Raw genomic sequence first — 18,471 nt, forward strand, 5'->3', positions numbered from 1 at the left:
ATATTAGGTTGACCACGTTAAAAGATTTGCAAAGTTAAGCGGAAATCAGAGCAAAAGAAAGCGTTTGTTGAAACTGTGCATAGTGTGTGTATGAAGTAGATGGACAGATTATTTTTTTGTGCACTTTGTATGATTCAAAGCAACAGCATTGTTTAATATTGGAACAGGTGTAAGGAAAGAAATAAGAATGGTTATTTTAAATGGTTTGCATCTGTAATTGGTCGGATTCCCCAGATTGAATAGGATTGGCTGGATCACCTGATTGCAGTGATTCTAATATCTGTAAATCTTTGCTGGTTTGTCGGCTGCCATCATGGCTCCACCCCGGAGGGCCAAATAAATAGCCCATTCTTTGTTTAAAGGAAATATTTTTTTGAAGAACATCTTTGGCAATTTGAATCCATTCATGAAAAATAATGGTGAAAGCATCGGGTTTTTCGAGATTCTTGGTTAATCCGTAATGTATGGGCTGGTATTCATCGGTAGGCAATTCTTCCTGAAAAGTATTGAATAGTTTATCCCATATAATCAGGAACATTCCCATGTTTTTATCTAAGTATTTTGGATTCGATCCATGGTGTACTCTGTGGTGGGATGGGGTAACCATAAAATATTCTAACCAACCCATTTTGCCAATAAGTTCCGTATGCACAAAAATGCCCCATATCTGTGTAGCAGAATATATGAACAGAATATCAACCGGATGAAAGCCTGCCATGGCTAAAGGAATGAAGTAAATAAAACGATACAGTGGTTGAAAAACGGATGAACGAAAGCCAACCGTAAAATTCATTAACGGCGAACTATGGTGTGTTACGTGAGTAGCCCAGAAAAACCGTATTTCATGGTCGAACCGATGCAGCCAATAATATAGAAAATCTTCTGCCAGCAGTAACATCAGCCAATAGGTTAATCCATGTTCTTGCCATTTAAAAAATGCATGCAGAAAAAAATACTGCCAAATACCGATATAAATAAGCCTGAGTACCAAATCAATTCCGCCATTCAACAGCATTAAATACACATTGGTTACGGTATCTTTAAATGTATATACTTTTTTATGTTGCAGGTGCGATAACATCAATTCTATACCAATGATGATGATATAGACAGGTGTTGAAATTAAAATCAGCCATTGCTCCCTTAAACTGTCCATGCTATTGAAAAGATTGAATATTATTGCAAAGTAAGGTCATAACTTGCATAATAAGTAATAACAAAGCCTTAATATATTGTTGAAATCGACAAATATTTTGTATTAAAAATTAATTTATATTATAGTATGAGTGGTGAAGTTTTTTTAGATAACTGGCACAAACAAAGCGCAGCCAATCAAAAAAAATACAAAAATTGGTTGCAACGTGTACAACGCAATAAAGTATTGAAAAAATTACCTGCTTTGCATGAGGAGGCATTTCGGCATATTGACTGTTCGTCGTGTGCACAATGTTGTAAAAATTATTCCCCCCGTTTTAAAACTCCGGATATCAAACGAATTAGTAAGCATCTTAAAATGAAAGAAAGTTTGTTTATAGACACATATCTTACGTTGGATGTGGAAGGGGATTATGTTGTAAAGCAAACACCTTGTCCGTTTTTAGTTGAAAATAATGCCTGTTCTATTTATGAAATCCGGCCATCAGATTGTGCCCGGTTTCCCTATACGGATGAAGATGTATTGTTAAAAAGAGTGAACATTACTTTGAAAAATTCAGAATTTTGTCCGGCTGTATTTTATGTACTTGAAAAACTGACGAATGAGAAACTGTAATACTTAAATTCAATGCTATTTTTGGTAAACGTTTTGGTTACCCATTTAATATTCCATTTTTCTTAATACCGGCGATTTAATCCAGGTAACACCTACAACCAATAAGGTCATACATCCACCAAAAACAACTGAAGGCACTACGCCCATAAGTTTAGCTGCCATTCCACTTTCAAATTGTCCCAATTCATTGCTGGAGTTTACAAACATAGAACTAACACTTAATACCCTTCCACGCATATGATCGGGTGTTTTTAATTGCATAATAGTTCCTCTTACCACTACACTAACCCCATCTACAATTCCTGAAATTAATAGAACTACAAATGATATCCAGAATACTTTAGAAATTGCGAACACAATAATGCATAGACCAAACATTCCTACGGCAATCAATAATTTTTTACCCTGTTGTTTTCTAAGCGGGAATAAAGTGAGCCATATTACGATGCAAATAGAACCTAAGTCGGATGCGCCGTTTAAAAATCCAAATCCTTCAGGTCCCACTTTCAAAATATCTCTGGCATAAACCGGTATCATGGCAACTGCGCCACCAAAAAAAACGGCAAATAAATCGAGGGTAATAGCGCTCAGCAGTTCTTTGGTTCTGTAAACAAAATACAGGCCTTCTTTTACACTTTCCCAGGTTTTTTTTTCGCCGCGTTCATTTAAAGGAGGTTTTGGTTTAAGAAAAAACAAAACCACCAGCGCAATACTCACTAAAACAATTACGGTTATTAACGTACCCGTATTGCCGAAACTAGCAATTAAAAATCCTGCGGAAGCGTGTCCGGTTACAGAAGCCGAAAGCCATGTTCCCTGACTCCAGGTAGTGGCATTGGCAATAATTTTTTTAGGAACAATATGCCCCAGCAAAGCACTAAAAGTAGGGCCGGTAAATGAACGGATAATGCCGGTGCCAAATACAATACAGTATATGCAGCCGGCAATGATGGTATTTTTTAAGTGTATAGCTGTGAAATGGGTGGAAAGTATGGTTAATAATATTGCTGCAAGCATGTATAAACCAATACAGGTAAGTAGTAATTTTCTTTTTTCACTTATGTCAATTATATGTCCGGCATACAATGCCAATGATACTGCAGGAATTACTTCAGACAAACCAATTAAACCAATGGCAATGGGTGCATTCGTTAATTCATATATCCACCAGCCCAGCAAAGTAGCCATCATGCGTAAACCCATGATAAAAGCAAAACGCCCAATCATTAAACTTCTAAATTCCGGGATACGCATCGATGCAAATGCATCGTGTAGTTGGTTAGGCTCATCCATTCATTGCAACAATTAAATGATCATTCCTACGAAAATAACATACAATAACATGTAAACATCAGGGCAGAGAAAAAAAGTGTTGTCCGGCATCATACTCCCGGTCTAAGGCATCTATTATAACTTGTAAATGTGCAGAATTACCTAAGAAATCCGCGTTTGAAACGTCAATAAACAAGGTTTTAATATTATGTTGTTTAATGTACTGCGTATAGGTTTCCTGTAAATTGAATAAGTAACTATCGGGAATATTTTGTTCGTAACTGCGTTGTCTTTTTTTGATGTTTTGCTGTAGTTTGTTTACTGGGGCATGTAAGTATATCAACAAATCAGGAAAAGCAATTTGTTGCTGCATAATATCGAATAACTTTTGATATAATCTGAATTCTTCATCCGGTAAATTCACTTTTGCAAATAACAAACATTTTGAAAACAAATAATCTGAAATGGTAATACTGCTAAATAAATCATGTGTATGCAGCATGGTTTTTAATTGTTTAAACCTTTCAGCCATGAAAAACAATTCTAACGGAAATGCAAATTTTGAAGGGTCGGCATAAAATTTTTCAAGGAATGGATTGTCTGCAAATGCTTCTAAAATAATTCTGGCATTGTAGTGCTTAGCCAGTAAATGGGTAAGCGTGGTTTTACCTGCACCTATATTTCCTTCAACTGTAATATAATGGTATTTCATTGAGCAGTAGCGATGGTTTGATGGGTAAAATTAAGCGTGATTTTCAAATTTTTCTACACGCAATTTATCTGTACAAGCTTGTAACATTTGGGTAATGCTAAGTTGAGTTATTGGATGAATAATTTGCGGTGCTATTTCCTGCAAGGGCAATAAAACAAATTTGCGTTGTTGCATGGCAGGGTGCGGAACAGTTAAGAGCGGTGTTTGAAAGATGAGGTTATTAATGAGTAAAATATCTAAATCAATGGTTCGTTCTGCAAAACGTTTTGTTCTTTTTCTGCCTAATTTCAACTCAATTTCAAGCAAGGTTTGCATTAACTGTTCAGGCAATAAAGTGGTTGTAATGGCAATTACCTGATTTAAATAGGGCGGCTGTTGTTCTACTCCCCAGGCTTCTGTTTCATAAATAGATGAAGTTATAATAATTGGTCCGCATTGCTTCTCAATTTCATTGATGGCAGCTTGCAGGTATGCCGTTCTGTTACCCAAATTACTTCCCAATAAAATATATGCAGTTGTAGTTGCCATGATGACTTTGTTATTCAGAATTTTTTGAAAATCCGAATAATTGGCAGCAATACTACAACAATTGTATATGGGAAAATTATTTTTTTATTCTTTTGCTGTGTTTTCGGTAATTGCGTTTTGTAGATAGAATGGATTGACTGAGCAACAATTCAAAATCATACAACTTGGTTTCTGTATCTTTGATGGAAACATAATTTCAAACAATATGATGCCACAATCTGTGAATGTTGCTGAAAAGCTATCTTGTATAGATACCTATTGGAATCCTGCTGTTGTGGGCCACTTAAATGGCCAGGACGTAAAATTAGTAAAATTTAAAGGTGCATTTATCTGGCATCACCATGATGATGAGGATGAACTATTTTATGTAATAAAAGGAGCTTTTGTAATGGAGTTTGCCGATAAAAAAATTGATGTGAAAGAAGGGGAATTTATTATTGTACCTCGTGGTGTTGAACACAGGCCTGTTGCAGAGGCGGAGGTGCATATAATGTTGTTTGAACCTGCAGGTACATTGAATACCGGTAATGTTGTGAATGAATTTACAAAAGCAACACTGCGCAATATTTAAAATGGTTCATCAATTTGCTGTTATCAAGTATCATTATGCAGTAAATCTTTTTTATTAAAATAGTAATACTGCTATGAAAAAAATTACCATCTTTTGTTCTTTTGTATTGGTTAGTTTAATAGCTTTCTCTCAGCAAAAAACAAATAACCTGCTGCTTCCACCTGCCTTTAATGCTATTCGTATTGAAGATTTACAAAATAATTTGTACTCACTTGCAGCTGATGCTTTCAGGGGTAGAAGGGCAGGAACATTGGATGAATTGGAAGCTGCAGCGTGGGTAGCACAAAAGGCACAGGAAGCAGGTTTGGCACCCGGAGGTGATAATGGCACTTATTTTCAATTTTTTAATTTATTGCGTGCAAGAATAGCCGATGAGAGCCGGTTTGTTTTAAACGGAGTACCACTAACATTATGGAAAGATTATTGGCCAACAGTAGTGGCAGATATACATTTATCCGGCAATATTGTTTGGCTTAACACTTATGCCGATACGGTACAATCTATCAAAGATAAAATGGTGGCTATGCAAATAGTAGCACCTAATCCGCTACCTGCTAAGGGAATGAGTTTGTGGGCGTTTAGATATACGTTATTGGCTTTGCGTAATGCCGGATCAATTATGCAAAGAAATGGGGCTTCAGGGTTACTTGTGGTAGCTGATAGCACCGTAATGTCTTTATTGCCTTTTATCAGTCATGCTTACCAAACAGGGCAATACCAGATTGAGGGAATGCAACAAGCCAATACCGATCGTAAACCATTTCAAATTATTTTGATTTCCCCAACTAAAGCACATGAATTATTGGTAGCGAATGCAAAAGTCAACATTCATTTTATTGCCGAACATTTTACTTATCCTTCAGTAAATGTAATTGGGAAGATAAAGGGAACAGATCCTGTTTTAAATCAACAATATGTTTTGTTCAGCAGCCATCATGATCATGATGGGGTAGGCAATCCTGTTGATAATGATTCTATTTGGAACGGAGCAGATGATAATGCCTCTGTAACTGTTGCCATGTTGGCTATTGCCAGAGCCTGGCATGAAAAGCCCGGGAAGCGATCTGCTTTATTTGTTTGGCATGGAGCCGAGGAGAGAGGTTTATTGGGCTCACGCTGGTATGCCAAACATTCCACTGTTCCCAAAAATGATATTGTTGCAGTATTAAATGGTGATATGATTGGCAGAAATGCACCTGATTCTGCAGCCTTATTAGGGACGTTAAAACCACACAAAAATTCAACTGCATTGGTCGATATAGCCATGCAAGCAAATGATAAGTATACTCATTTTAAGGTAGATTTTTCTTGGGACGCACCTACACATCCGGAAAACTGGTATTTTAGAAGTGATCATTTGCCTTATGCACAAGAAGGTATACCTGCAATATTTTTTACTACTTTACTGCATCCAGATTATCATACGCCGAAAGATGAGCCAAATAGAATAGATTATAATAAGTTATATAAAATGACCAAATGGATGTATGCTACAGGATGGATAGTAGCAGAATCAACTCAAAAACCTGCGTTAGACAAATAATGATTAATTAATTGATAAAATGAATGGGCGGATTCACTTTCTTACCCGTTTATAAAATTCCTCCTGCAAAGGTAATGTAGTGGTATCTGCTTTAATAGCTTTAATGGCATTTGCCAATTGATCCACAACATGATTTACTAATAGCTCACCCAATGCCGCTGTGGCTTTATCACCCTCGCCGGCATAATGATTCGGAAAATCGGCATACCACCAAATGGCCGTATACACATTAGGAATATGCCATCTGTTTAAATTTTTACCCGATTCATTTTTAGCGCTATCCATTTTAACTAAATCTGGTCTTAGATACAACAATTCTGAAGTTTCATTTTCTCCGGCATGCATATCTGTACTAAGCGGAGATTGGTGCAATGTTTTCAATTGTTGTAGATATGCACTATCACTATGGGGCTCAAAAAAATAAACTGCATAGTTATGCGGTTGCTCTAATCTTGTTTGGATGAAATAACGTATCAATTCCGGATTGCCGCCATGACCATTAATAATAATGATTTTTTTAAATCCGTTACGCGCAATTTCATCACAGGTTGCTTCTAATAAATCCCATACTACGCGTTCTTTGAGGGCAAAAACACCGGGCTGATGCCGGGCTTCATTAATTTGGCCATAGAAATAATCCGGAAAAACAACAGCATATTCTTTTTTTGTGGCGCGGGCTGCATATTCCCTTACCCGTATTAAATCAGACCCAATGGGTACATGCGGGCCATGTTTTTCTAAGATGCCAATGGGTAGAATACAAGTGTAGTTTGATTGTTGAAGTACATTGTTCCAATCACTTGCAGTTAATTCATCCCAACGGGTAGGTAAAGCTTGTGCATGGCTTTTTTGTACAAGGATAAGGAGTAAAAAAAGAAAAATTTTTGCTGCGTTCAATAAATATTTCATTGCAATTGTTTTATAATGTTTTATAATAAAAATAACTTAACCGTAAAACTGAATCATATGATTGTAAATTAGGGGCTGATATTTAAAACAATTTTTTTAAGTCATCAAAATCTACATCCACATCTTTATCAAGCCCCAATTTGCTTCCAATAGAGTTAGCTATACCCCAAAAATTAGTATTGCCCGATGTAAGGCTACTCAATATATTCTGAATATCGCCCGAACCATTTCCCATATTTTGGATGCTATTCAATACATTGGGTATTACACTGGCGGCAATACCGGATGCAGCTTCACTTGATATGCCAAATTTTTGCGTAATACTGCTAATAAAATTGCTTGAAATGTTCTGAATGGCAGGATTGTTGGTTGATACATTGCCGCCTTGAAAAAGCGTATTCAATCCACAGCCAGATAACAGATTTTGCAATCCATTGGTAATGGAATGGCCGGCCTCCTGCATTACTGCTTCATTGTTTTCGTTGGGAACGGCCGGATTGTTCACAACAGCATCCTGTGCATGTTGCTGAACCAATTGCAAGATTTGTTCAAACATAAGTTGTATTATTTGTTAGAATAGGCATTTAAAATACAACAATTTGGTCAATAATGCTCCTGTCAGTATTTATTTTGCCTTGACGTAATATTCAATATATTGTTGAAAATAGAATGTATAGTCTGCATGAATGGTGTGGATAGATTGCATTAATTGTTGAAGGGGCAGGCTTAAAGCCATTTTACAACAGAAAAGGAAATACAAACGGATTGAATTTAAAATATTTGCTATAATTTTTTTTAATGATTTTTTAATAATGCTCAGTTGCCTGCAGAAGATAAATAAACAAATAGCTTTGCTACACAATTAAAATTGATATGCAGAAAAAATATAATCAAATAACTGCCATGTTGGCAATTACTAAGGCCAGTTTAAGAGCTACCTTGCGTAGCCCTTCAGCCGTAGCGTTCAGCATTGGATTTCCATTAGTTTTTATTTTGGTTTTTGGTTTTTTAGGAAATGGCGGTGGTGTTTCGCTGAATGTGGTTATGGACAAAACTTCTGATACGGCCAATTTCATTTATCCTGCATTGAAAAACATCAGCAACTTAAAGTTTAAAGACAAAGCGGATGAACAATTGAAAGAAGACTTGGAAAAAGGGCGCATTACGGCTATTATAAAAATTGAACATTCTAATAATCCGGCCATTCCTTATATCATCCAGTTAAAAAGCTCCGAATCGGTAAATCCTCAGAATATATCCATCTTAAAGCAAATTATTCAATCGATTATAACGGGCATCAATCAAAAAATGTATCCCAATACACCTAGTATTGCTACCATTAATAATACGATTGAAAAAATTCCGGGCAGAATTTACCGTACCATCGATTTTATACTACCGGGCCAATTGGGTTTTTCTTTATTAAGTTCCGGCGTATTTGGGGTTGCTTTTTTGTTTTTTAACTTGAGGCAACAGTTGGTATTGAAGCGTTTTTTTGCTACACCCATTAAACGATCTTATATTATTTTAGGTGAAGCCTTGGGCAGAATTATATTTCAGTTAATTACTGCAGTGGTTATCATTGTAATTGGAAAAGTATTTTTTCATTTTACGTTAGTGCATGGAATTGTAACCTTCATCAACATCATGCTTCTGAGTTTTTTGGCTTTAATCGTATTCATGGGTTTTGGTTTTATTGTAAGTGGTGTAGCCAAAAACGAAAGCACCATTCCTCCTTTTGCCAACATTTTTACATTACCTCAATTTTTATTAGCCGGCACCTTTTTCTCGATTGATAATTTTCCGGTATGGATGCAACCTTTTTGTAATGCATTACCCTTAACGCAATTCAACAATGCCATGCGGTCAATTTCTTTCGAGGGCGCATCATTAATCAGTGTGTGGAAAGAGATTGGCATTTTAGCAATTTGGGGTATTTTAATTTACTATGTAGCCATTAAAACCTTTAAATGGGAATAACTGCATTATGCGATTAGTAAAACAAGCTTTTTTCAGCATTCTTTTTTTAGCAATATTGGTACAGGTAATAGCACTATTGTTTCCTGCACGTATTATTGTTTCAAGAGCCATTACCATTCATGCACCAGTAGATAGTGTAAGACCTTACTTGCAAAATATGCAAGGTTGGCAAAAATGGATTTCGGGTATGCAGGATACATCGGTACATGTGCTTTCACAAACTGAAGCAGAAATTGGAAATAGAACAGTGCAGATCGAAAAAGTTGTGCCCGATTCTGTTGTTTCTGTTTGGCGAAGTGCAAAAAATCATCTCTTAATTTCAACCATGCAAATCATACCTGCATCTAATGGAGCATCTGCTGTTGTGCAATGGCAATATGAACAATTTTTTAAATGGTATCCCTGGGAGCGATTTGGTTCTTTAATGAGTGATAAAATTATTGGCAGAATGTTAGAACAAAATCTGAACCGGCTTCAAACATTGGTTGAAAAGAAAAATTAATTTTGTTTAGGCAGGAAAACTGACTTTCCCCATTGTAATAGCAGGCTGACCTTCACCTAACGCCAACCCCTTTCCGCTAACACATTCATTACCTAATACTGCAAATAATACGGCTTCTTTTGCATCGGGATTAATGTTCAACTCCTGTGTATTTCTAAAAACCATATTGGGTAATAAAGCCTTTAAATGATGCATGAGTAAAGGATTGTGCATGCCACCACCACTACAATAAATAACAGACGTTTTGTTGTGTGTACTTGCTTTTAAAATGGCTTCTGCTATAGTATCGGCCGTAAATTTGTTTAAGGTGGCCATTATATCTTCTTTTGTATAGTGCTGAATGCCGGAGCTTTCAATAGCCTGTTGCAAATAGGCCAGATTAAATAATTCCGGTCCAATTGTTTTGGGGAATTCGTTATTGAAGAAAGTATGATCTTTTAATGCTATTAACAGTGCAGGAAGTATCTTTCCGTTTAACGCAACAGCGGCATTTTTATCGAAATAATTTCCCGGAAAATGATGTTGAATATAAGCATCCATCAGGGTATTACCCGGGCCGGTATCGGTACAAAAAACTTTTTGTACATCTAAATCTCCCGGCAAATAAGTAAAATTGGCTATGCCGCCAATATTCAGCATAATCCTATTTTCATGTTTTTTGCTAAACAAAAAATAATCGCCATAAGCTGCTAAAGGGGCACCTTCACCACCTGCGGCAATATGTTTTTGCCGAAAATCGCTGATGGTGATAATGCCTGTTTTTACAGCCAAATGATCTCCATCGCCAATTTGCAGTGTGGCATTATTAAATGCTTCTAATCCATGTAATCGTTTTGGGGCATGGTAAATGGTTTGTCCATGGCTAGCAATCAAATCAATATTTTTGGGATGAATGTTCCAGCCTGCAAGAGTTGCCAGAATTATTTTGGCATGTTCTTCTGCAATCCATTCATTCAGTATACATACTTTTTCTAAATCGGCATGGCGATTGCTGAAAACAGATTTTACTTCCGTTTTAAACTTTTGTGTGTATGGTACTGTTGTAAATTCTTGAATGGTTACAGATGTATTCAACCCATTGCCTTCACATGTGCAAATAGCAATATCCAAACCATCTAAGGAAGTGCCACTCATCAATCCTATAATTTTTTTGGATTGCTTTTGTGCTATATGATAGAGTTGCTCAATATTGCTATTCATAATGTTGCAGTATGTTTTTAATAACTGTGAAAACTATTCTTAACTCCTCATCTGTAATGCAATAGGGCGGCATCACATAAACGGTATTGCCCAATGGTCTTAAATAAACCCCTTGTTTTAATGCTGCTTGTGTTACAAATTGGCTCACATTGTTTAAGTACTCATCTTTTCCTAATTTTATTTCAAAGGCTATAATTGTGCCTAAAGTTCTAATGTTTTTGATGGGCGCTTTTAATTGGGTAAGTTCATTTGCAAAAACTGCTATTGATTTACAAATTTTCTCAATTGCAGTAACGGTATCGGGCTGCTGTAGTAAATCCAAACTGGCTAAGGCTGCGGTACAGGCTAAGGGATTGGCAGTGAAGGAATGGCCATGGAAAAAAGTTTTGAGTGCATCATCCTGCATGTATGCGTTATATATTTGTTGAGTGCAGGCAGTAACACCCAGTGCCATAGTGCCTCCTGTTAATCCTTTGCTCAAACAAATAATATCGGGTTTAACAGTTAAATATTCTGAAGCAAACATTTTACCTGTTCTGCCAAACCCGGTCATTACTTCATCTGCAATGCAAATAATGCTGTTTTCTTTTGCTGCAACAAGTAGTTGATTGAGTAAAGCGGCATCATACATTTTTAATCCGCCTGCTCCCTGAACCAATGGTTCATAAATAAATGCAGCCGTTTCTGCGGCATATTGTTGCATAGTGGCAATAGATGAAACTATGTTTTCTTGTGAAGGTGTATCCAAAAAAATTACTTCAAAAAGTAAATCATGAAAAGCAAGTGTAAAAACACTACGATCGCTAACACTCATGGCCCCAAATGTATCTCCATGATATGCGTTTTTAAAAGCAATAATTTTCTTTCTTTGCTGCTGTTGTTGGTTCCACCAAAATTGTATCGCCATTTTTAATGCCACTTCGGTTGAGGTGCTGCCATTATCGCTGTAAAATATTTTTGCAAAGGGGCCGGATAAAATTTCAAGTAATCTTTCTGCTAAACAAACGGCTGGCTCATGTGTAAAGCCTGCAAAAATTACCTGTTCTAACTGCAAAGCCTGCCGGTATAATTTTTCTGCAATGTAAGGATGTGCATGTCCGTGTAAGGTAACCCACCAACTACTAATCGCATCAATGTATGCATTACCGGCTGCATCAAACAAAAGTGTACCTTTTCCTTTCGTGATAGGAATAGGGTCTATTCTGTTTTTTTGTGGCGTAAAAGGATGCCAGATTACTGCTGCATCGCGTTCAACTAAATTCATTACACAAAATTAAGGGTATGCAAAATATGGATATAAATACTTTAAGTAGGCTATACCCATTAAGGTATGTTTGTGTCATCAATAACTGTATCTGATTGAATGAAACGCAAGTTGCGTTGTATACCCTTGTATTTACTTCTTTTTAAAGGGGAATGTTTAAATATCTGGTTGAATGCTGCTTCACTTAGGTGCATCCATTCCTGCGTACTTAATTCTAAAATTTCGGGAATAGGCGAAAATGCCGGCTCGTTGTGTGGTTGACTGAAACGGTTCCAAGGGCATACTTCCTGACAAATATCACACCCAAACATCCAGTTATTAAACTTCCCTTTTTGTGTTTCGGGTATCATCATTTCTTTCAATTCAATGGTGAAATAGGAAATACATTGACTACCATTAATGGTTTTATTAGGCAAAATTGCATCAGTAGGGCAGGCATCTAAACATTTGGTGCAGGTGCCGCAGTAATCTTTCGTCAATGGGTTATCGTAATTCAACTCTAAGTCGGTAATTAATGTTGCAATAAAATAAAATGAACCTGCTTTGGGGTGAATTAAGTTGCCATTTTTCCCAATCCAGCCCAAACCGCTTTTTTGTGCCCATGCTCTTTCTAAAACTGGTGCTGAATCAACAAATCCTCTTCCGGCTATTGCCCCGATAGTATTTGAAATACTTGCTAAAAATTCATTCAGTTGCTGTTTAATAACCAGATGATAATCTTTGCCATAGGCATAACGTGCTATTTTAGGCGTATTGTTTTTTTGTTGTTGCGCAGGAAAGTAATTCTTTAACAAGGTAATAACTGATTTTGCTCCCGGTACCAACTTGCGTGGGTCTGTTCTCATGTCAAAATAATTTTCCATGTATTGCATCGTGCCATGCATGCCTTTATTTAGCCAGGCTTCTAATTTTTTGGCATCTTCCTCTAATTGTTCAGCCTTGGCAATACCACAATAATCAAACCATAATTTTTGAGCAGTTTGCTTAACAATGCTTGTATTTCTATCGGTTAAATGGCTCAAAATTTTTTTCTTATTAAATTGTTGATGAAATAAAAATTTTATGTATTATTGATTATGCAAAAATAAAATTACGCTTCCTAAACTTTATTCTATGAAAAGTTTTAAAATTTGGCCGGTTTTTGTTTGTTGTTTATTAAGCATGGCTTTTGCGCAGCAACGGAGAATTCAATTAAAATTTGGGCATATAACTACCGATGATTTTATGCCTACGCAATATAAAATTGATTCTGCTGCTGATGCGGTAATATTGTATAATGCAGGAAGTTCAAGTTATGTAGGAAACAGTAATGGTTTCTTCTCCGTAATTTATGAGCAATATTCCCGTATGCGTTTAATGCATAAAAATGGTTTTGATGCAGCTATTATAATAATACCACTTTATATTTCTAATGATTATCAAACTAAATTGGTATCGCTTGAAGCTTCTACTTTTAATTTAGAAAATGGACAAGTGGTTGAAACCAAATTGGATAAATCTGCTTTGTTTACTGAAGTAGGAAAAGATATAACTACATATAAATTTACTTATCCCAATATAAAAGAAGGTTCAATTGTTGAGTTTCATATTAAAGTTATTTTGCCTGGGTATAGTTTTATGCCCGACTGGGATTTTCAAAAAAAATATCCTGTTTTATATAGTGAATATGAAGTGAATGTGCCTTACTTTTTTAATTATGCCATCATAAAACAAGGGTTGCAAAATTATTATATTGATACAGCTACAGAAGTGCGAGAACGGTATTACATTCATGAAAATGGTAAAAGTGCAGCGGAGTCGGGAAATACCGGAGCAGTGAGTACACAGGCAATTAAACATATTTGGGCAATGAAAGATGTGCCGGCATTCCATCCTCAATTGTATATGACTAGTTCTGGTAATTATGTAAGTGCTATTCAATTTCAATTATCAGAAATACGCATGCCCGAAGAAAATGTGGAAAAAGTTGCACAAAGCTGGTTTCAAATTTCTGAAAAATTATTGAAAGACTCAGATTTTGGTTTAGAGTTGAATTACAATAATATCTGGTTGAAAGACGATATTAAAACCGCAACTGCAAATGCTACCAACGATCTTGAAAAAGCACAAGGTATATTTGCTTTTGTAAGAGATCATTATTCCTGTAATGATTATAGTTCCAGATTTTTATCTGCACCATTAAAAAAAATTGCTCAATCAAAAAAAGGGAATGTTGCTGATCTTAATATTTTATTAACCGCCATGTTAAAGCAGGCCGGACTGGAAGCCTATCCTGTTATACTCAGTACCCGCGATCATGGAAAAGTTTTACAAAACTATCCGGTGATGCGGAAGTTTAATTATGTAATTACCCGTGTTTTTATAAATGATGAAGCCTATTACTTGGATGCAACCAGACCAAATTTAGGTTTTAATCATTTGCCGGCTGATTGTTACAATGGCTTTGCAAGAGTTATTAATGATAAAGAGCCATTGCTGATAAGTTTTGATGCTGATTCTGTGAAAGAGTATCAAATGGATATTGTGCATATGCAACCCGATGTGGCTAATAAGGCACTCAATGTTGTTTTCAATAAAAGCTTTGGCAATTTTGAATCGCAGGATGTGCGTAATGAAATTACCGCTACATCAATAGATGCCTACACCAAAAAACTCCAAAAACAATTCAATGAACCGGTTCAGATTAAAGATATGCATGCCGATAATTTAAAAGATTTGGATGAGCCATTAAAATTGCAATATACTGCTGTTTTTAGCTTTAATCCCGATGATGATTTAATTTATTTAAATCCGATTTTACAAGATAAAATAACTGACAATCCTTTTAAAGCAGAAAGTAGAACCTTTCCTGTAGAAATGCCTAATTGTTTCAACAGTACCTATTTGTTGGATATGGATGTACCGGAAGGTTATGTGGTGGATGAATTACCTAAATCGGCCAGAGTACAATTAAGTGGGAAGGAAGGTAGTTTTGAATATTTGATTGTAAACAAAAATAACCATATACAAATGCGTTGCCGTTTGGCACTCAATAAAGCCAATTTTGATCCGGATGAATATAGCACTCTTCGCGATTTTTATGCGTTTATAGTGCAAAAAGAAAGTGAACAAATAGTTTTAAAAAAGAAAGTAGCTACTAAACCGTAGTTTGAAAAGTAAAACACGGCAATAAAATGGATGTTATATTTTTTTAAAGTATGTAAAATCAATTCGATGAAATTGCTCCTGCTATTCTCTTTATTTTTTCTTTGTATACAAAATAATGCACAATCATTAGATGTTCATCTCATTCCCGATTCTATTACGGCCAATGCAAATGCCGTAGTGCGATATGATAATACTATCGTTACTATTGATAATGAAAGCAAGGTAGTAGTTCACCATAACTATGCTATTACGGTATTGAATCAAAAAGGGAATGATTATGCCGTATACTTAAATACCTATGACCAAATGAATATGTTAAGAGATATTTCAGGTACCCTTTTTGATGCTTCTGGAAAGAAATTAAAAAGTATGAAAAAAAAAGATATTGATGATGTTCCGGTGAATGATAACATGAGTTTGGTGCTCGATGACCGTAGAAAATCCTATGATTTTTTTTATCGTTCTTATCCCTATACTGTTGTGTATAATGATGAGGAAATACATACTCAAACCTTTCAATTACCCAACTGGCAACCTTTGGCAGGTAGTAATATTAGCGTAGAGCAAAGTAGTTTTAGCGTAACTTTTCCATCTGAATTGTATGTCAATTACAAAGTTTTGCAAAAAGAAATGTTGCATTTTGATTCCGTTATAGTCAATAATACCAAAACATATACCTGGCTGCTTAATTTTAAAAAAGCTATTCATCGAGAACTATTTCAGCCCAATGTATTCCAAACAGATCCGTTTGTTTTCATCACCCTGCCTGTGTTTCAGCTGCAAAATTATACAGGCAGTATGCAGAGTTGGCAATCGTTTGGAAAATTTATCAATCAGTTAAATGCCGGGCATGATATGTTACCCGATAATATTAAACAGCAGGTGCATCTGCTTACAGATCACTTACAAAATCAGCAGCAAAAAATTGTTACTTTGTACCAATATCTTCAAAAAAATACACGTTATATCAATATTGCATTAGGAATAGGAGGTTGGCAACCTTTTGATTGTAAATATGTATCGGATAACAAATATGGCGATTGTAAAGCACTTTCTAATTTCATGGTGGCACTCTTAAAAGAAGCAGGTATAAAAGCTTATTATGTGCTCATCAGTGCAACGGATAGGCATTTGCCTATATGGAAAGATTTTCCATGTGGTTATTTTAATCATGCTACTGTATGTGTGCCTGATGGGCAAGATTCCATATGGTTAGAGTGTACCAGTTCATCCGTAGCACCGGGATTTGCAAGCCATTTTACTGACGATAGAGATGCATTACTGATTACTGATTCAGGTGGTATTGTAGTGCATACGCCCACTTATTCTATGCATGACAATCAACAAAACCGGGTGGTACATGCAACCATTGATGAAAGAGGGAACATGCAGGCTCAAGTGCATACCCTTTATACTGGTCAGGCTATTGATGATGTACATGAATTATTGAATGTTGGTATACCGGAAAAGATACAACAATATTATAATCAGAATTTTAACTTACCTACGTATAACGTTCAACATATTCAATTAGAGGAGCAAAAAAGTATCATTCCGGTTGTGAAAGAAAGTTTTGAAATTATTGTAAATGGATTTGCGGCAGTTATGGGGAAGCGACTATTTATAAAACCTGATATTTTTAATAAATGGGAACTAAAATTATTGCCTGATGAAACGAGGAAATATCCCATTGTATTGAAAGAAAATTTTTTACATACCGATTCTGTTTTTATCACTATACCCACTGGTTATGAAATAGAATCACTGCCGAAACCACAAAGTATTCATACCATTTTTGGCGATTATGCCATACAGTTTATTTATAATAATAACGAAATTGAAGTGATCAGATATCAGACAGGCATCAAACAACAGTTTCCGGCTACTGATTATGAAAAATTGGTTGATTTTTATAATGTCATGTATTTAAATGATCATGCTCAAGTGGTGCTTAAGAAAATTTAAATGTTTTTTATTCACAATGTCCCGGTAATAGCTCATCAATTGTGGTTTTCAAATTAAGATATACATCTTTCTTCTGATCAACGTTTTTGCTTTTTTCAAAAATTAATGCGGCATAATTGTGGCAACGATCAATCCATGGATAACAACCCATAGCGCCGGGTGATGCCATGGCACTAGTAATACCCTGCGCATTACAGCCAATTATCCATGCTCCCAAACCATAATTATATCCGGCTGCAATGGCCGGTGCATATTGAATCATAGACAAATTAGTTTCCGCTTTCTCCATTTCTTCTATGGCTTTTTCACTCAAAATTCTTTTATTATTGAAAACCCCATTATTTAATAACATGGCCAAAAAGTTCATGTAATCAGCAGCGGTAGTAACAGCCCCATCCGATGGATTTACAGCACGATTACTATAAAAAGACGAATTGCGCATATTCAGCGGCCTAAAAATTCTTTCCGCCATTAATTGGTCAAACTGCTTTTTACTAATCACTTCTACAACACGGGCAGCAATGTTTAACCCAATATTAGAGTATCGAAATGCTACACCAGGGTTATCCTGAATTTCCCGTTTCGATGCAAATGCATTCACCTCTTCTTCTAAAGTGGCGTATTTGTTTTTTTGTAATACACTTACAATCCCGGGTGGCGATTGAATGCCTGTTAAATGGCTTAAGCACTGCCTAATGGTAATATAGGCTTTTCCATAAGTGGCAAAAATGGATAAGTAGGTACTTACTTTATCATCTAAACTCAGTTTACCCTGTTCAACAAAAGTCATTACCAAAGCTGCTGTAAGCCATTTGCTGCAACCCGCAATAGGCAATTGTGTGTTGGTTTTTAAATCGCCTTCTTCCTGCTTAAAAATTATTTTACCCCCTTTGTATACCATGCAAACATAGTTTTTGCCAATCTCTTTTTTAGCGGCAGTTAATTGTTTTTGCAAGGGTTCAAAATTATATTGTCCGTAACTTACCTGAAAGAATAGCAGCATGCCAATAACAAGACTGACTTTACAGCAGGTTTTAACGTTTTTTACCGACATATTTTCCATATTTTATGGTTGGATTATGATTTGTGAATGTAAAGAAAACAGTA

The 18,471-nt window shown here is 35.8% G+C and carries 17 protein-coding genes; 7 read left to right on the plus strand and 10 right to left on the minus strand.

The window, feature by feature from the left end:
* Positions 1-196: 196 nt before the first annotated feature.
* Positions 197-1,156: a sterol desaturase family protein gene (locus tag JK139_RS08330; RefSeq protein ID WP_218331038.1), complete on the minus strand. Its 960-nt coding sequence runs from the start codon at positions 1,154-1,156 to the stop codon at positions 197-199.
* Positions 1,157-1,282: 126 nt separating this feature from the next.
* Here JK139_RS08330 and JK139_RS08335 point away from each other — a divergent pair, with 126 nt between their 5' ends.
* Entirely contained in the window at positions 1,283-1,771 is a 489-nt protein-coding gene (locus tag JK139_RS08335) for a YkgJ family cysteine cluster protein (protein ID WP_218331039.1), read from the plus strand.
* Between the two features lie 45 nt (positions 1,772-1,816).
* Here JK139_RS08335 and JK139_RS08340 read toward each other — a convergent pair whose 3' ends face one another.
* The 3 genes from JK139_RS08340 to folK are packed head-to-tail and all read right to left on the minus strand — an operon-like array spanning position 1,817 to position 4,283.
* Complete coding sequence (locus JK139_RS08340; protein ID WP_218331040.1) at positions 1,817-3,064, minus strand: MFS transporter; 1,248 nt, start codon at positions 3,062-3,064, stop codon at positions 1,817-1,819.
* Between the two features lie 58 nt (positions 3,065-3,122).
* Positions 3,123-3,755, minus strand: coding sequence for a deoxynucleoside kinase (locus JK139_RS08345; RefSeq protein WP_218331041.1), 633 nt, complete (start codon positions 3,753-3,755; stop codon positions 3,123-3,125).
* A gap of 30 nt (positions 3,756-3,785) precedes the next feature.
* A complete protein-coding gene (gene folK, locus JK139_RS08350) occupies positions 3,786-4,283 on the minus strand; it encodes a 2-amino-4-hydroxy-6-hydroxymethyldihydropteridine diphosphokinase (protein ID WP_218331042.1) in 498 nt (165 codons plus the stop codon).
* A gap of 205 nt (positions 4,284-4,488) precedes the next feature.
* On the opposite strand from folK, the gene JK139_RS08355 reads away from it, so the two are divergent.
* A complete protein-coding gene (locus JK139_RS08355) occupies positions 4,489-4,854 on the plus strand; it encodes a cupin domain-containing protein (RefSeq protein WP_218331043.1) in 366 nt (121 codons plus the stop codon).
* Between the two features lie 73 nt (positions 4,855-4,927).
* Positions 4,928-6,397: a M28 family metallopeptidase gene (locus JK139_RS08360; protein ID WP_218331044.1), complete on the plus strand. Its 1,470-nt coding sequence runs from the start codon at positions 4,928-4,930 to the stop codon at positions 6,395-6,397.
* Between the two features lie 33 nt (positions 6,398-6,430).
* Here the strand turns inward: JK139_RS08360 and JK139_RS08365 are convergent, their stop codons facing one another.
* The gene (locus JK139_RS08365) at positions 6,431-7,306 is read right to left on the minus strand and encodes a creatininase family protein (protein WP_218331045.1); all 876 of its coding nucleotides are present in this window, start codon (positions 7,304-7,306) and stop codon (positions 6,431-6,433) included.
* An 82-nt stretch (positions 7,307-7,388) separates the two neighbouring features.
* On the minus strand, positions 7,389-7,862 hold the full coding sequence (locus JK139_RS08370; RefSeq protein WP_218331046.1) for a hypothetical protein: 474 nt from the start codon (positions 7,860-7,862) through the stop codon (positions 7,389-7,391).
* A gap of 317 nt (positions 7,863-8,179) precedes the next feature.
* Here JK139_RS08370 and JK139_RS08375 point away from each other — a divergent pair, with 317 nt between their 5' ends.
* Both JK139_RS08375 and JK139_RS08380 read left to right on the plus strand, forming a co-directional pair.
* Positions 8,180-9,286 carry an ABC transporter permease gene (locus JK139_RS08375; protein ID WP_218331047.1) on the plus strand — a complete coding sequence of 369 codons (1,107 nt, stop codon included), beginning with the start codon at positions 8,180-8,182 and terminating at the stop codon, positions 9,284-9,286.
* Positions 9,287-9,293: 7 nt separating this feature from the next.
* Positions 9,294-9,788 (plus strand): SRPBCC family protein, encoded by a 495-nt coding sequence (locus JK139_RS08380; RefSeq protein ID WP_218331048.1) that lies wholly within the window; start codon positions 9,294-9,296, stop codon positions 9,786-9,788.
* 6 nt (positions 9,789-9,794) lie between these two features.
* Here JK139_RS08380 and JK139_RS08385 read toward each other — a convergent pair whose 3' ends face one another.
* The 3 genes from JK139_RS08385 to queG are packed head-to-tail and all read right to left on the minus strand — an operon-like array spanning position 9,795 to position 13,274.
* A complete protein-coding gene (locus JK139_RS08385; protein WP_218331049.1) occupies positions 9,795-10,988 on the minus strand; it encodes an anhydro-N-acetylmuramic acid kinase in 1,194 nt (397 codons plus the stop codon).
* A complete protein-coding gene (gene bioA / locus JK139_RS08390; RefSeq protein ID WP_218331050.1) occupies positions 10,981-12,252 on the minus strand; it encodes an adenosylmethionine--8-amino-7-oxononanoate transaminase in 1,272 nt (423 codons plus the stop codon). Before bioA ends, JK139_RS08385 begins: the two co-directional genes overlap by 8 nt.
* 59 nt (positions 12,253-12,311) lie before the next feature.
* On the minus strand, positions 12,312-13,274 hold the full coding sequence (queG, locus tag JK139_RS08395) for a tRNA epoxyqueuosine(34) reductase QueG (protein ID WP_218331051.1): 963 nt from the start codon (positions 13,272-13,274) through the stop codon (positions 12,312-12,314).
* Between the two features lie 91 nt (positions 13,275-13,365).
* Between queG and JK139_RS08400 the strand changes: the two genes are divergently transcribed.
* Positions 13,366-15,399, plus strand: coding sequence for a transglutaminase domain-containing protein (locus tag JK139_RS08400; RefSeq protein WP_218331052.1), 2,034 nt, complete (start codon positions 13,366-13,368; stop codon positions 15,397-15,399).
* A gap of 66 nt (positions 15,400-15,465) precedes the next feature.
* Positions 15,466-17,364, plus strand: coding sequence for a DUF3857 domain-containing protein (locus tag JK139_RS08405; RefSeq protein WP_218331053.1), 1,899 nt, complete (start codon positions 15,466-15,468; stop codon positions 17,362-17,364).
* A gap of 7 nt (positions 17,365-17,371) precedes the next feature.
* Here JK139_RS08405 and JK139_RS08410 read toward each other — a convergent pair whose 3' ends face one another.
* Positions 17,372-18,418, minus strand: coding sequence for a serine hydrolase domain-containing protein (locus tag JK139_RS08410; RefSeq protein WP_218331054.1), 1,047 nt, complete (start codon positions 18,416-18,418; stop codon positions 17,372-17,374).
* Positions 18,419-18,471: the final 53 nt, after the last annotated feature.

The sequence above is a fragment of the Hydrotalea lipotrueae genome (assembly GCF_019249625.1).
Classification (GTDB): domain Bacteria; phylum Bacteroidota; class Bacteroidia; order Chitinophagales; family Chitinophagaceae; genus Hydrotalea; species Hydrotalea flava.

Coding starts and splice junctions, on each gene's coding strand:
- JK139_RS08330 (WP_218331038.1), bottom strand. CDS start 1,156: ATGGACAGTTTAAGGGAGCAATGGCTGATTTTAATTTCAACACCTGTC.
- JK139_RS08335 (WP_218331039.1), top strand. CDS start 1,283: ATGAGTGGTGAAGTTTTTTTAGATAACTGGCACAAACAAAGCGCAGCC.
- JK139_RS08340 (WP_218331040.1), bottom strand. CDS start 3,064: ATGGATGAGCCTAACCAACTACACGATGCATTTGCATCGATGCGTATC.
- JK139_RS08345 (WP_218331041.1), bottom strand. CDS start 3,755: ATGAAATACCATTATATTACAGTTGAAGGAAATATAGGTGCAGGTAAA.
- folK (WP_218331042.1), bottom strand. CDS start 4,283: ATGGCAACTACAACTGCATATATTTTATTGGGAAGTAATTTGGGTAAC.
- JK139_RS08355 (WP_218331043.1), top strand. CDS start 4,489: ATGATGCCACAATCTGTGAATGTTGCTGAAAAGCTATCTTGTATAGAT.
- JK139_RS08360 (WP_218331044.1), top strand. CDS start 4,928: ATGAAAAAAATTACCATCTTTTGTTCTTTTGTATTGGTTAGTTTAATA.
- JK139_RS08365 (WP_218331045.1), bottom strand. CDS start 7,306: ATGAAATATTTATTGAACGCAGCAAAAATTTTTCTTTTTTTACTCCTT.
- JK139_RS08370 (WP_218331046.1), bottom strand. CDS start 7,862: ATGTTTGAACAAATCTTGCAATTGGTTCAGCAACATGCACAGGATGCT.
- JK139_RS08375 (WP_218331047.1), top strand. CDS start 8,180: ATGCAGAAAAAATATAATCAAATAACTGCCATGTTGGCAATTACTAAG.
- JK139_RS08380 (WP_218331048.1), top strand. CDS start 9,294: ATGCGATTAGTAAAACAAGCTTTTTTCAGCATTCTTTTTTTAGCAATA.
- JK139_RS08385 (WP_218331049.1), bottom strand. CDS start 10,988: ATGAATAGCAATATTGAGCAACTCTATCATATAGCACAAAAGCAATCC.
- bioA (WP_218331050.1), bottom strand. CDS start 12,252: ATGAATTTAGTTGAACGCGATGCAGCAGTAATCTGGCATCCTTTTACG.
- JK139_RS08400 (WP_218331052.1), top strand. CDS start 13,366: ATGAAAAGTTTTAAAATTTGGCCGGTTTTTGTTTGTTGTTTATTAAGC.
- JK139_RS08405 (WP_218331053.1), top strand. CDS start 15,466: ATGAAATTGCTCCTGCTATTCTCTTTATTTTTTCTTTGTATACAAAAT.
- JK139_RS08410 (WP_218331054.1), bottom strand. CDS start 18,418: ATGTCGGTAAAAAACGTTAAAACCTGCTGTAAAGTCAGTCTTGTTATT.